Source organism: Bacillus sp. EU63, assembly GCF_038592915.1.
Taxonomy (GTDB): Bacteria; Bacillota; Bacilli; order Bacillales; family Bacillaceae; genus Bacillus; species Bacillus velezensis.
In genome coordinates this window covers 2,435,124-2,448,560 of the sequence record NZ_CP151944.1, presented here as the reverse complement: position 1 = coordinate 2,448,560, position 13,437 = coordinate 2,435,124, and the positions used below count along the sequence as shown (strand labels likewise).

Here is a 13,437-nt window from a genome sequence, read left to right as displayed (position 1 = left end):
ACAAGAACAGCTTGAAAACAGAGGTGCTTACATGACAAAAGGCCAAAGGCATATAAAAATCAGAGAGCTTATTACAAGCCATGAGATTGAAACGCAGGATGACTTAGTTGACATGCTGAGAGAAGAAGGGTATAAGGTAACCCAGGCGACTGTCTCCAGAGACATTAAAGAGCTGCATCTCGTAAAGGTGCCGACGAACAACGGCTCCTACAAATACAGCCTGCCGGCGGATCAGCGGTTCAATCCGCTGTCAAAACTGAAGCGTTCATTAATGGATGCGTTCGTAAAAATTGACTCAGCAAGCCATATGATCGTATTAAAAACGATGCCGGGGAATGCTCAGGCAATCGGCGCTCTGATGGATAATCTCGAATGGGAAGAAATCATGGGCACGATCTGCGGAGATGACACAATTTTAATCATCTGCAGGACGCCTGAAGATACAGAAGGCGTACAAAGCCGTCTTTTGGAGCTGCTGTAGCGTAATTATCAGATAAAAGGTGGAATGCTGTTTGTTAGCTGAACTATCAATAAAAAACTTTGCCATTATAGAGGAACTGACGATTTCGTTTGAACGGGGGCTCACCGTCCTGACGGGAGAAACAGGGGCCGGCAAGTCAATTATTATAGACGCCGTTTCCCTATTAGTCGGCGGCCGCGGCTCGTCTGAATTTGTCCGTTACGGTGAAACAAAGGCCGAGCTTGAAGGACTGTTTCTATTGGACAGCGGTCATCCCGTGTTTGAAGTATGCCGTGAGCAGGGAATAGACGCATCTGACGACATGATTGTCATGAGAAGGGACATCAATGCCGGAGGAAAAAGCGTCTGCCGTGTCAACGGAAAATTAGTGACGATTGCGGCTTTAAGGGAAATCGGCAGACTTTTATTAGATATTCACGGACAGCATGATAACCAGCTGTTAATGGAGGACGATAAACACTTAGAGCTGTTGGACAGGTTTGCGGGCGCTGAGGCCGAATCCGCGCTTCAGGCTTACCATGAAGGCTATGAGCGTTATATGAAGCTGCTCAAAAAAGTGAAGAAGCTGTCAGAAAGCGAGCAGGAAATGGCGCATCGGTTAGACCTGATTCAATTTCAGCTTGAAGAAATCGAGTCGGCGAAGCTTGAATTGAATGAAGACGAGCTTCTTCAGGAAGAGCGGAAGCAGATATCCAACTTTGAAAAAATTTATGAATCATTGCAAAACGCCTATAATGCGCTCCGCAGCGAGCAGGGGGGGCTTGACTGGGTCGGAATGGCCTCTGCCCAGCTTGAAGATATTTCGGATATCAATGAACCGCTGCAAAAGCTGTCAGAAAGCGTGTCAAGTTCCTATTATCTGCTGGAGGATGCCACCTTTCAGATGCGCAATCTGTTAGATGATCTGGAATATGACCCGGAACGGCTGAATTTTATTGAAACCCGTTTAAACGAGATTAAACAGCTGAAGCGCAAATACGGAGCGACGGTAGAAGACATTTTGGAATACGGCTCCAAAATAGAAGAGGAAATCGATCAAATCGAGAACCGCGACAGCCACCTTGAAGCGCTGAAGAAGGAACTGGAGTCGGTCGGCAAAGATGTGGCCGTAGAAGCCGCCAATTTATCAAAAATCAGAAAAGCTTGGGCTAAGAAACTGGCGGAAGCGATTCATCAGGAATTAAAAAGTCTGTATATGGGCAAATCAACGTTTGATACGGAATTTCTCGTGAAAACCGATCCGTCAGCAAGTGAAGCACCGGTTGTCAACGGGCAGCCCGTGCAGCTTACCCAAAAGGGGATTGACCTTGTGAAGTTTTTAATTTCAACAAACACCGGTGAGCCTTTAAAACCGCTGTCAAAGGTCGCTTCCGGAGGCGAGCTTTCACGGGTGATGCTGGCGATGAAGAGTATTTTTTCTTCCCAGCAGGATGTCACCTCCATCATCTTTGACGAAGTGGACACCGGTGTAAGCGGGCGGGTTGCCCAAGCCATCGCGGAAAAAATCCATAAAGTATCGACCGGTTCACAGGTGCTCTGCATTACACACCTGCCGCAGGTTGCCGCCATGGCGGATACGCACCTTCTGATCGCAAAAGAATTCAAAGACGGCCGGACGACAACGCATGTCACGCCGCTTTCCAAACAGGACAAGGTAGCGGAAATCGGCCGCATGATTGCGGGCGTTGAAGTGACCGATCTGACAAAACGGCATGCACAAGAGCTTTTAAAACAGGCCGGACAGGTAAAAACGACAGGATAAGCTGCTGATACAGGCAGCTTATTTTTTTGTTCCATTTCTCTAACAGTGTATCCAATGTTTTTCTTCGTATGCCGGTTATAAATCAAGCGCAGGAAGGCAAAAGTATAGATGTAGCAGAAAAAGAAAGTGGTGTGGGATAGGAGCGAGGAGAGTGAAGGAATGAATGCACGATAACATGAGGAAAGCAATAGGTGTAATTCTCCTTGTTTCTTTACTAAGTGTAGGCTTTTTTAAGCCATTTAAAGAATATTTACTGATACCGTCAGAAATGAGCGTCTTTGAAAACCAGACACAAGCCGTTCCGGTCAATGCATCAATAAGCGCTGAAAAGGGCGAATTATCAGAAGCCTTTACGCTGAAAGAAGAGCACGGCCATGCAAACATAACAGGGCAAACACAAGGCCGGTCAGAAGTAGTATATGATCTTGCCGGGTTTCCCATTAAAAAAACGAAAGTGCGTGTTCTTCCAGAATTGAAGGTCATTCCGGGCGGACAGTCCATCGGTGTAAAACTGCATTCAGTCGGTGTTTTGGTCGTCGGTTTTCACCAGGTGATGACAAAGGATGGGAAAAAGTCTCCGGGAGAACAAGCGGGAATTGAATCTGGCGACATCATTATTAAAATGAACGGACATAAAATTGAAAAAATGAGCGATATCGCCCCGTTTATTCAAAAAGCGGGCAAAACCGGTGAATCTTTGGATTTATTGGTGAAACGCGATAAGCAAAAAATCAAAACAAAGCTGATTCCGACAAAGGACGAAGCCGAGGGGAAATATCGAATCGGCCTTTATATCCGCGATTCGGCAGCCGGCATCGGCACCATGACATTTTTTGAACCGAAAACAAAAAAATACGGCGCATTGGGCCACGTCATCTCTGATATGGATACAAAAAAACCGATTGTTGTAGAAGACGGAGAAATCGTCCGTTCAACTGTAACATCGATTGAAAAAGGAAAAGGAGGCAATCCCGGCGAAAAACTGGCAAGGTTTTCGTCAGAACGGAAAACGATCGGCGATATTAACCGCAACAGCCCGTTCGGCATTTTCGGGACACTGCATCAGCCGATTAAAAACAACATTTCCGACAAAGCGCTTCCGATTGCTTTGTCAAATGAAGTAAAAAAAGGACCTGCGCAAATGCTGACGGTTATTGAAAACGATAAAGTAGAGAAATTTGATATTGAAATCGTCAGCACCACGCCGCAAAAATTCCCGGCGACAAAGGGAATGGTGTTGAAGGTGACAGATCCGAAACTGCTGAAAAGAACAGGCGGAATCGTTCAGGGGATGAGCGGAAGCCCGATCATCCAGAACGGAAAGGTCGTCGGAGCCGTAACCCACGTATTTGTCAATGATCCGACAAGCGGCTACGGCGTTCATATCGAATGGATGCTGTCTGAAGCGGGTGTTGATGTTTACGGGAAAGACAAAGCAAGCTGACTGCCGGATGATCCGGCAGTTTTTTTATGTGATGCGTTCTTCACTTCTTTCCTGGATTCATGTAAAATAAGACATGAAGATTTTTCGACAAATTCACGTTTCCTGATTTGTCAAACTTAATTTTTAGTCGAAAAACCTAGAAAATGCTAGAAAAACAAAGATATACCACTATTATTGGTAAATATGGATTTTTTAAAAGGGGAAGTAGTGGTTTTGTCGAATGTAACATGTAGCAGTCAAATGGGTTGCGTCCTGTTAATACATTGGGGGAGGAAGAAACGTGGAGAAAATTAAAGTTTGTGTTGCTGATGATAATCGAGAGCTTGTAAGCCTGTTGAGTGAATATATAGAGGGACAGGATGATATGGAAGTGATCGGCGTTGCTTATAACGGACAGGAATGTCTTTCTTTGTTTAAAGATAAGAATCCCGATGTGCTCGTTTTAGACATTATCATGCCGCATCTGGACGGACTTGCGGTTTTGGAGCGTCTGCGGGAATCAGAGCTCGAGAAGCAGCCGAACGTCATCATGCTGACGGCATTCGGTCAGGAAGACGTTACGAAAAAAGCCGTCGATTTAGGCGCGTCCTATTTCATCCTGAAGCCGTTTGATATGGAAAACCTTGTCGGCCATATCCGCCAGGTAAGCGGAAATGTCAGCAGTGTCACACACCGTGCGCCGTCCGCGCAAAGCAGCATTATCCGCAGCCAGCCGGAGCCGAAGCGGAAAAATCTCGATGCCAGCATTACAAGCATTATCCATGAGATCGGTGTGCCTGCCCATATCAAAGGCTATCTTTATTTGCGGGAAGCCATTTCCATGGTGTATAACGATATTGAACTCCTCGGCAGCATCACAAAAGTCCTTTATCCCGACATCGCCAAAAAATTCAACACGACCGCAAGCCGTGTAGAACGGGCCATCCGCCACGCCATTGAAGTCGCATGGAGCAGGGGAAATATTGATTCCATTTCTTCACTGTTCGGATATACGGTAAGCATGACAAAAGCAAAACCAACCAATTCAGAATTCATCGCGATGGTTGCTGACAAGCTGAGATTGGAGCATAAAGCTTCGTAACAAAGCTTTTGGCTAAATGTCTTTTTCGCGCCTTCTATTCCGTGCATGAACGCGGAATAGAAGGCGTTTTGAAATTTTGCTGACGAAAACAATGGGAATCACCCACGCCGGTACTTGTTTTATACATAAAAGCGGGATCTATGACGTCTACACGTATAATACCGGAGCTGATATTTTAATGATTTTGCCGTCTCTGAAATAAAAGCGGGGGACGCGGCGGCTTAACACAGATAGGACTTCGTAGCTGATCGTACCGAGCATTTCGGCAATTTCATCAACGGAAATCTCGGCTCCTTGTTGTTTACCGTAGATGACGACTTCTTCTCCTTGTTTGCCCTCATTCTCACCTAAACTGACCATGATCATATCCATTGTCACTCTCCCCGCCACCGGCACCCGTCTGCCGCGGTGCAGAATAAACCCGCGGTTGGACAGGGCGCGGGAGTAACCGTCAGCATAGCCGATCGGAATCGTCGCGATGATTTCACCCGGTTCGGCAATATATGTGGCGCCATAACTGACGGTCCGGGGATCTGTCACCATGGCTTTCACATAAGCGATACGCGCCTTTAAACTTAGTGCGGGTGTGAGATCCACGAGGTTCAGTTCCTTTATCGAGGCGGACGGATATAAACCATATAACCCAATGCCTAAACGGATCATGTCGGCGCTGAATTCCGGGAAGGCGATAGCGGCGGCTGTATTGCACATATGCACGGTAGGCAGCGTAATGTCTTGATTTTTTAAAAAGCGGAGAAAGCTGATAAACTTTTCATGCTGCAGCATCGTCAGCTCAGTGTCCGGTTCATCCGCTGTTGAAAAATGTGTAAAGATGCCATCCCATGACAGGTATGTACTCGACTTGAGCGCTTTCACCACTGCTAAAAGGTCTTCTTCCGTACGCACACCCAGCCGGCCCATTCCGGTATCCACATTGATATGAATGGACAGCCGTTTCGAATCTGCTTCTTTTTCCAATATCCGATTCGCTTTTTTGATCCAGCTGACCTGAAACGCTGATAATGTTATGTTCCAAACGGCAGATTTTTTCACACAGCTGAGAGCTGTGAAGCCGAGCACAAGAATAGGTGCCGTAATTCCCGCTCTCCGTAACACAATTCCCTCTTCGACGCTGGCGACAGCGAGCTCGCTCGCCCCGCTTTCCAGTGCCTGCCGCGCTACTTCCACAGACCCGTGGCCATAAGCGTTCGCTTTTACGACGGCCATAATTTTAGACGTATTCGGAATATGGCGGCGGATCGCCCGTACATTCTTTTTTATCGCATCAAGGTCAACTTCAATCCAAACTTCCCGGCAAAGTTTTTTCATCACGATTCCTTCTTTCCTTAATGAGATTCAGTACTCATGCTTTCAATCTGCATTCTATTCATCTTGAACTGAAATCATTCAAAACATGGAAAGGTGATCGCTGATGTTTAAAAATCTAGTTTTCGGGAAATCAGTGAGCCTGCTTTATTTATGCTGAAAGGGCTGCTTGTCAGCCCTTAAATTGACTTTACAATATTCTGATCTGAAAATTGATGTTCAAACATTTTGGTGTGGCTCACAGCATTGTTTTGAATGACAATGCCGATATTTCCCCCTCCGGCACCGAAAACGGTTTTTGATGCAGTCAGCGGACTGATGGATATGGCGCCGCCAACATTGACAACTCCGTTTCCTGATACGTTGTTTATCGTAATCGGGCAACCGCTCATTCTATTTTTTCTCCTTTCTCTCACAGTCTACTAACTATATGTACGCTGTGATATGGAATAAGATTAAACAAAACGGCAAAAAGAATCCGGCTGCTGCCAGCCGGAAAGGGAGGGAAATGGGGATGTCATAGTGTTTTCGTTACATTTTGATCAGAGTATTGAGAGCTTGAAGATTGAGATGTACTGGATTGATTCATTTGCAGGACCAACCCTGTATTTCCCCCTCCTGAGCCGTAGACGGTTTTTGATACGGTTAAAGGACTTATCGAAAACGCACCGCCGACATTGACAACCCCGTTTCCGGAAAGACTGTTAATCGTAATAGGAAAACCAGCCATCATATACGGTCTCCTTTCTATTAATCTATTTACTATATGTACGCTGTGTGTTAGAAATAGGAGTAAACAAAGCGGTAAAAACTTGTGAATCAAAAAAACTGCCGGACATCCGGCAGTTTTTTTAGTCTACTTTTCAAACGGCACCCAGCCGCCTGTATTCTGAATCATTTCCCATAACGGTTCAGGAAGTCGGTATTTCTCAATTTCAGATGCTTGAATGGCTTTTTCGATTTCCTGTTCGCGGCCTTCTTTGACCAGCACCGCCCATTCGGGGTTAATCAAAATGACACGTCCCAGAGCCACCAGCGGAATTCCGCTTTCTAATACGGCAAGCGCTTCGTCCGCGGTATAGATGGAACCGACGGCCATCAGCGGCACTTTATGGCCGACGCGTTCGTTTAATAAATCCATCCGGGTCCGTGAAGTATCCGCCCCGCGGCGGGCTTTGGAATTGACATCCATCAGTGAAATATGCAGATAATCCAAGTTCTCTTCCGCAAGCGCGTCGGCGAGCATGAATGTTTCTTTCATTGTAAGCCCCGGTGTTTCCGGCTCTTCCGGTGACAGGCGGTAGCCGAGAACGAATGGATTTTCAGCGTGTGTATCAATTGCCTGTTTGACAGCGTTAACGACTGCAAGCGGGAACGCAAGGCGCTTTTCATCGCTTCCGCCCCAGCGGTCTGTGCGCCGGTTTGTTTTCGGTGAATAAAATTGGTGAATCAGGTACCCGTTTGCCCCGTGAATTTCAACACCGTCAAAGCCGGCTTCAATCGCTCTGCGTGTCGCTTCGCCGAATGCTTTCACGATGTGCTCAATTTCTTGTTCGGTGAGAGCCCGGGACGTTTGTCTCCCGTCTTCTTCTGAGCCGCTCGGACTGACGACGTCGTTGTTTGGCACGAGTTCAGGAGGGCATTCCAATCCTCCGTGGTGAATCTGCACAACGGCTTTCGCTCCTTGAGACTGGATCGCCTGAGCGAGTTTTTTCAAGCCGGGAATGTGAGAATCATCATAGATGCCGGGCTGGCCTGGAAACGCTTTGCCGTCTGGCGTTACGTTTGCACATGCCGTAATGACCATGCCCATTTCTTTTGAACGGGGAGTAATGTAGCTTAATTCACGGTCGGAAATCGTTCCGTCATCATTTGATGAATAGTGTGTCATGGGTGCGACTGAAATACGGTTTGGTATGGTGACGCCGCTTTCGAACGTAAAAGGTTCAAACAGCGGTTTATAAGTTTGCTTCATCATTTCGCCTTCTTCCTTAGGAGTTTAACTCGTCCGTATTCTAGCTTATGTTTTAATTGTGTGCAATTATTTTGCTTGTTCTTCTTCCTGAGGTTATGACCGGCTGAACCATTTAAACGAATGAAACGGTTTTCTCCGTTCCTTTTCAGGATCTTTATATCCTCCTGAAATTTGATGGCCGATCGAGCTGAATATGACAGCGGCGGCGAAGAGGAGAATGATTTTTTTCATATGCATATCTTCTTTCTTATCTTTTACAAGGTTATTTATAAGCATACGCTTGTGCGAAAAAACCGTCAATTTGTTTTTATTTATTCTTTTTTCCACTTTCCTGCGGCGAATATCGTTCCGATCTGAATCACAACACTTAACAGAGCGCACACTGCCACAACTGTGTTGCTGTCCATAGAAGACACCCTCCTTTTTGTTAGGTTGATGTATCATATGACAGCTGTCTCTGTTTTGACAAAACCGTAATGCGGTGTTTCATATTTTTCAACACAAAAAGGGCGCTTTTTTAAGCGCCTTTACTTTTTTTTCAGCCGGTTCAAAGCGATTTGAACGGCGATGGCGTCATCCAGGTAGCCGATCGGAAACATGTAATCCGGAATGACGTCGGTCGCTAAAATATAATACAGCAGCGCGCTCCCGAGAATCGCGCGGTCTTCAGCCGGTGTTGATTCATCCATATACTGATGATGCATGTTTTTCAAATGATCAATAAAAGGGCCGACGCTTTCTTCATTGTCCATTTTCTTTTGAAACTCATCGCAAATCAGGCGATGGCCCTGCTGGGTTTTGGCATATTGTTCATATCTGGTCAGTTCGCGTTCAATTTGCTCCCGGGAAAAAGGCTGATCAAACATCTCGGCCATATTCAGCATATCCTGAATCGCGTGCATCGGGTCTTGCGGCGCAGCTTCTTTTTCATGGCCGATGTCTATGCCTGACGCCTCAAGCAATTCCTCCAGCGGGGTGCGGAGATGTTTTGAAAATTCCTGAAGATGCTTTAAATTGGCCTTCTGCTTGCCGTTTATAATCCGGGAGATGGTGGCCGTATCAATGTTTGTTAAGGCGCCGAGTTTTCTCATGGAGAGCGAGTGCTTATCAAGCAGTGATTTTAAAAGGGGCCCCAGTGTCTTATTTTTATTTTCTGTCAAGGGTGTCACCTCGTTTCCGCCGGAATGATGATCATTAATCAATAATTTTTGCAGAAAAGGTACCTTTTCTGTGCTGCTGAATAGGATAGTGTAGATTCAACGGCACAACATGTTGAAAAGACATCAAAGAATGGAGAGAAACGAACATGGCTTGGTTATTGATTTTAGGTTTGGCAGTGTCCTCGAGCATTGATAATTTAGGAGTGGGGATGTCATACGGCATCAGAAAAATCAAAATATCGCATGCGTCGAATATGATGATCGCTTTTATCTGTTTTGTATTCAGTTATATCGGAATTTATTTCGGCAAATGGATTTCAGCCGTTTTACCGGGCTTTCTTCCTGTATTGCTGGCGGCGTTTATTTTATCTGTCATCGGTATCCGCATCATTCTGCTGGCTGTGCCGAGAAAAACAGCGCGTGTTGGCGCGTCAGGAAAAAAAGGCCGTTTTGCCGGTCTGCTGCAAAATCCGGAGGCAGCGGATGCCGACGGTTCGGGAGAAATCGGTATATTGGAATCCATGGTTCTCGGGGTGGCCGTATCCGCAAATGCGCTGACCAACGGATTAAGCGCGGGGTTGATCGGACTTTCTCCCGCTGCCATTTCCATCACTGCGGCGGTCGGAAGCTTTTTGACCATATGGATCGGCTGCTCGCTTGGAAAAAAAGCCGCATCATTGCGCATCGGTTCTTTTCACGTCGGACAGTTCAGCACGGTGCTGAGCGGAGTGATTATTCTCATCATTGCCGCCAATACGCTGCTCTTTTAAGTTGTCCCGTTCATTTTATGAAAAGCTCAAAATAAATATGAATGTTTCTATTCGGGAGAGCGCATGACGCGGCTCTCTTTTTTTGCCGATCTGATATTTTTTCAAAATGAACAGAAAGTCGTCCGTTTCCGTTAAATTCTGCATATTCGGCCTTCAGACAGAACCTTTTTCATAGACTGATCAGCTTGTTTTCTTTCTAAGTTCAGGTAAACAGCAGGTCAGATAGCCTTCATTCCAAATATGGAAAAGCGCTGGAGGAATGAAGGCTCCCTTTACAAATCGGCCATTCTGTTCAAAGATAAAGCCGAATGAGAAAACGTGAGGTGATCTGTGTGAAGTCTGTCATACTTCTGATCTTCACCGCATGGCTGTTATCAGGCTGCGAGTATACCGCGGAGGCTGATGCGGCGCCGTCATTTACACAGGAAGGAACATTTATAAAAGCGGCCGGAAACGATACAATCGCGGTCGAAATTGACGGAGAAAGGCAAGAGGTGAAGGTGCCTTTCGCCAAGCGGTTTGAATGTCAGTCTCTGCCTGAACATACGGCGGTGCAAATCACCTATAAAAAAGAGAGCAACGGACAATTACGGCTTGAGGAACTGAAAAAAGAAACAGATATGTGAAAACGGGGAGGAAAAAAACGTGGGTTTACTGACAAAAAGCGCTGCTGCCTTCGGTGCCGCTCTGCTTCTGCTTGCGCCGTCTGCTTATGCAGCTGAACCTTTGCAAGGGAAAACCATTTATATCGATGCCGGACATGGCGGAGAAGACAGCGGGGCCGGCGGAAATGGACTGCTTGAGAAAAACATCAATTTAGCGGTGTCAAACAAGGTGATCGCCAAATTGGAGACAGAAGGCGCAAAACCTGTAGCTTCAAGGACTGACGATACTTTTTTACGTTTGGACGAGCGGGTGGCGAAAGCAAGCGCCAGCCAATCCGATTTATTCGTCAGCCTCCATACGAATTCAGCCGTCTCAACGGCATCGGGCACGGAAACGTATTTTAATTCGACATATGAAGGCGCAGACAGCGAAAGGCTTGCTTCCGACATCCAGCAGCAGCTTGTCACGTCTTTAGGGATGAAGGACAGAGGCGTAAAAGAAGCTCCTTTTTATGTCATTACATATTCAAAGATGCCGAGTGTGCTGGCTGAATTAGGTTTTATCACAAATCCTCAAGATGCGGACAAGCTGAAAAGCGATAACGGACAAGAGCACGCCGCGGACGCCGTTGTAAACGGAATCGAAACCTATTACAGCGGCCGGTAATTATAAAATATGTGTAAATAGCGCCCTCCTTATGTGCATAACGATTATAATAGAGAAAACCGATGACAAACACCTGAGGTGACACATATGACGAATATTTTTGCCCACCGGGGGGCGTCGGGCGACTGCCCGGAAAATACGATGCCCGCGTTCAAAAAAGCGATTGAGGACGGGGCTGACGGAATTGAACTTGATGTACAGATGACAAAAGACGGCCGGATCGTGGTCATTCACGATGAAACCCTCGACCGCACGACGTCTTTGAAAGGATTTGTGAAAGATACGGCGTATGACAAAATCAGAACCGCCGATGCCGCCGGAAAATGGAAAGATGCTTTTAAAGGTGTCAGAATTCCGCTTTTGTCAGATGTGCTGCGTTTTGCGGAACGTGCTGATTTTCTGATAAACATTGAGCTGAAAAACAGTGTATTCCGTTACGAAGGAATGGAAGAAGAAGTGATTAAAAAAGTCAGATATTACGGACTGGAAAAGCGCGTTATTTTTTCTTCATTTAATCATGAGAGTCTCGCGGTTTGCCACGCCCTGGCGCCTGAAATTGAACGGGCGGTGCTGACAATGGATGTGCTGTACCGGCCTGAACGGTATCTTGCAGCCATTCCCGCTTCGGGTTATCATCCGAAGCTCGGTACGCCGGCGGTGAGCGCTGAAGTGATCAAACATCTTGCAAAACACCAAGCGGCGCTCCGTCCGTTCACCGTCAATCGTCCTGAGGATATGAAGCAGCTGATGAAAGCGGGAGCAGACGCGATTTTTACCGATTATCCAAAGCTGGCTGTTTCTATAAAAGAAGAATGCCGCAGCTGAGAAGACTGTTCAGACAGTCTTCTTTTTTTTATGGGCGGGAAAAAGGCGGTGCAATCATAACTCGGTCAGCCGGTTCATATATTGTAACAGGGCGTTTTGTGTAAGCGTTATCTTTTATCTTATTGAAAGTGAGGCAAAATTGTGGGAAAAACGGTTATCGTCAGTGCGGCAAGAACGCCGTTCGGAAAATTCGGCGGCGCATTAAAAGAAGTAAAGGCAGCCGAGCTTGGCGGCATTGCCATAAAAGAAGCAATCAAGCGCGCCGCTATCAGTGAAAGCGAAGCGGAAGGAGCGGTGATGGGAATGGTCGTCCAGGCGGGTGCCGGGCAGATTCCGGCACGGCAGGCTGCAAGATATGCCGGGCTTCCGTGGTCCGTTCCGGCTGAAACCATTAATAAGGTCTGTGCATCAGGGCTCAGGGCCGTTACCATCTGTGATCAAATGATCCGGGCGAAAGGTGCGGACGTGCTGATTGCAGGCGGAATGGAAAGCATGAGCAACATTCCGTACGCCATTCCGGCCGGCCGCTGGGGTGTGAGGATGGGGGACGGGGTGTTTCAGGATTTAATGGTTCATGACGGGCTGACCTGTGCGTTCGACCAGGTGCATATGGCTGTCCACGGAAGCACTGCGGCCAAAAAGTACGGCATTTCCCGGGATGAACAGGATCATTACGCTCTTTTGAGCCAGAAACGTGCGGCAGAGGCGTCTGAAGCGGGCAAATTGCGTGAAGAAATTGTCCCTGTCACCTGGACCGGCAAAAAAGGCAAACAGCATACTGTTGAAGCGGATGAGGGGCTGCGCCCTGATACAAGCCTTGAGCAGCTCGCAGCGCTCAAGCCAATTTTTACAGCCGACGGAACGGTTACAGCCGGAAACGCTCCAGGTGTAAATGACGGGGCCGGAGCATTTGTGCTGATGTCAGAGGAAAAAGCCGCAAAGCAGCATGTCAGGCCGCTCGCAGCGATACTTGGCTTTGCGTCAGTCGGACTGGAAGCGTCCGAGCTGGCAAGCGCGCCGGGAGAGGCCATCAGCCGGCTCTTGAAAAAAACCGGACTGTCCGTTGACGATATTGATTTGTTTGAAGTAAATGAAGCATTTGCGTCCGTCGTGCTCGTGAGTGAAAAAATAGCCGGGTTCAGCCGGGAAAAAGTGAATGTAAACGGAGGGGCGATTGCGTTCGGCCACCCGATCGGCGCAAGCGGAGCGAGAATCATCATGAGTTTAATATACGAATTAAAGCGTCGCGGAGGAGGTTTAGGCATAGCGGCTATATGCAGCGGAGCGGCTCAAGGAGATGCCGTCCTGCTGGAGGTGTACTGATCAAAGGAGGGAGCGCCG

General features: G+C 47.2%; 15 protein-coding genes. 9 read left to right on the top strand and 6 right to left on the bottom strand.

Going from position 1 to position 13,437, the window contains the following annotated elements; all coding sequences use genetic code 11:
• Positions 1 to 31: 31 nt before the first annotated feature.
• The 4 genes from argR to spo0A all read left to right on the top strand — a co-directional run bounded on the left by argR (position 32) and on the right by spo0A (position 4,768).
• Entirely contained in the window at positions 32 to 481 is a 450-nt protein-coding gene (argR, locus tag NYE38_RS11940) for a transcriptional regulator ArgR (protein ID WP_003153173.1), read from the top strand.
• 31 nt (positions 482 to 512) lie between these two features.
• Entirely contained in the window at positions 513 to 2,243 is a 1,731-nt protein-coding gene (gene recN, locus NYE38_RS11935; protein WP_007408359.1) for a DNA repair protein RecN, read from the top strand.
• A gap of 163 nt (positions 2,244 to 2,406) precedes the next feature.
• Positions 2,407 to 3,687, top strand: a complete 1,281-nt coding sequence (gene spoIVB / locus NYE38_RS11930) for a SpoIVB peptidase (protein ID WP_007408360.1) — start codon at positions 2,407 to 2,409, stop codon at positions 3,685 to 3,687.
• A 280-nt stretch (positions 3,688 to 3,967) separates the two neighbouring features.
• A complete protein-coding gene (spo0A, locus tag NYE38_RS11925; protein ID WP_003153177.1) occupies positions 3,968 to 4,768 on the top strand; it encodes a sporulation transcription factor Spo0A in 801 nt (266 codons plus the stop codon).
• 147 nt (positions 4,769 to 4,915) lie between these two features.
• Here spo0A and alr read toward each other — a convergent pair whose 3' ends face one another.
• From alr to NYE38_RS11895, 6 genes are all read right to left on the bottom strand, one after another.
• Positions 4,916 to 6,097, bottom strand: coding sequence for an alanine racemase (gene alr / locus NYE38_RS11920; RefSeq protein WP_007408361.1), 1,182 nt, complete (start codon positions 6,095 to 6,097; stop codon positions 4,916 to 4,918).
• Between the two features lie 176 nt (positions 6,098 to 6,273).
• Positions 6,274 to 6,486, bottom strand: a complete 213-nt coding sequence (locus tag NYE38_RS11915) for a spore germination protein (RefSeq protein WP_014418351.1) — start codon at positions 6,484 to 6,486, stop codon at positions 6,274 to 6,276.
• A gap of 125 nt (positions 6,487 to 6,611) precedes the next feature.
• Positions 6,612 to 6,824 carry a spore germination protein gene (locus NYE38_RS11910; protein WP_029973891.1) on the bottom strand — a complete coding sequence of 71 codons (213 nt, stop codon included), beginning with the start codon at positions 6,822 to 6,824 and terminating at the stop codon, positions 6,612 to 6,614.
• Between the two features lie 126 nt (positions 6,825 to 6,950).
• On the bottom strand, positions 6,951 to 8,069 hold the full coding sequence (locus NYE38_RS11905; protein WP_025649857.1) for an NADH-dependent flavin oxidoreductase: 1,119 nt from the start codon (positions 8,067 to 8,069) through the stop codon (positions 6,951 to 6,953).
• Positions 8,070 to 8,162: 93 nt separating this feature from the next.
• The gene (locus tag NYE38_RS11900; protein WP_014470646.1) at positions 8,163 to 8,300 is read right to left on the bottom strand and encodes a hypothetical protein; all 138 of its coding nucleotides are present in this window, start codon (positions 8,298 to 8,300) and stop codon (positions 8,163 to 8,165) included.
• Between the two features lie 296 nt (positions 8,301 to 8,596).
• Positions 8,597 to 9,229: a helix-turn-helix domain-containing protein gene (locus NYE38_RS11895; RefSeq protein WP_014418348.1), complete on the bottom strand. Its 633-nt coding sequence runs from the start codon at positions 9,227 to 9,229 to the stop codon at positions 8,597 to 8,599.
• A 146-nt stretch (positions 9,230 to 9,375) separates the two neighbouring features.
• Here NYE38_RS11895 and ytaF point away from each other — a divergent pair, with 146 nt between their 5' ends.
• The 5 genes from ytaF to NYE38_RS11870 all read left to right on the top strand — a co-directional run bounded on the left by ytaF (position 9,376) and on the right by NYE38_RS11870 (position 13,419).
• Positions 9,376 to 9,999 carry a sporulation membrane protein YtaF gene (gene ytaF / locus NYE38_RS11890; RefSeq protein ID WP_007408366.1) on the top strand — a complete coding sequence of 208 codons (624 nt, stop codon included), beginning with the start codon at positions 9,376 to 9,378 and terminating at the stop codon, positions 9,997 to 9,999.
• A gap of 308 nt (positions 10,000 to 10,307) precedes the next feature.
• Entirely contained in the window at positions 10,308 to 10,625 is a 318-nt protein-coding gene (locus NYE38_RS11885) for a hypothetical protein (protein ID WP_014721488.1), read from the top strand.
• A 19-nt stretch (positions 10,626 to 10,644) separates the two neighbouring features.
• Positions 10,645 to 11,271 (top strand): N-acetylmuramoyl-L-alanine amidase, encoded by a 627-nt coding sequence (locus NYE38_RS11880; protein ID WP_017418119.1) that lies wholly within the window; start codon positions 10,645 to 10,647, stop codon positions 11,269 to 11,271.
• Positions 11,272 to 11,358: 87 nt separating this feature from the next.
• Positions 11,359 to 12,096, top strand: a complete 738-nt coding sequence (locus tag NYE38_RS11875) for a glycerophosphodiester phosphodiesterase (RefSeq protein WP_015240188.1) — start codon at positions 11,359 to 11,361, stop codon at positions 12,094 to 12,096.
• 141 nt (positions 12,097 to 12,237) lie between these two features.
• A complete protein-coding gene (locus tag NYE38_RS11870) occupies positions 12,238 to 13,419 on the top strand; it encodes an acetyl-CoA C-acetyltransferase (protein ID WP_123117326.1) in 1,182 nt (393 codons plus the stop codon).
• Positions 13,420 to 13,437 lie beyond the last annotated feature (18 nt).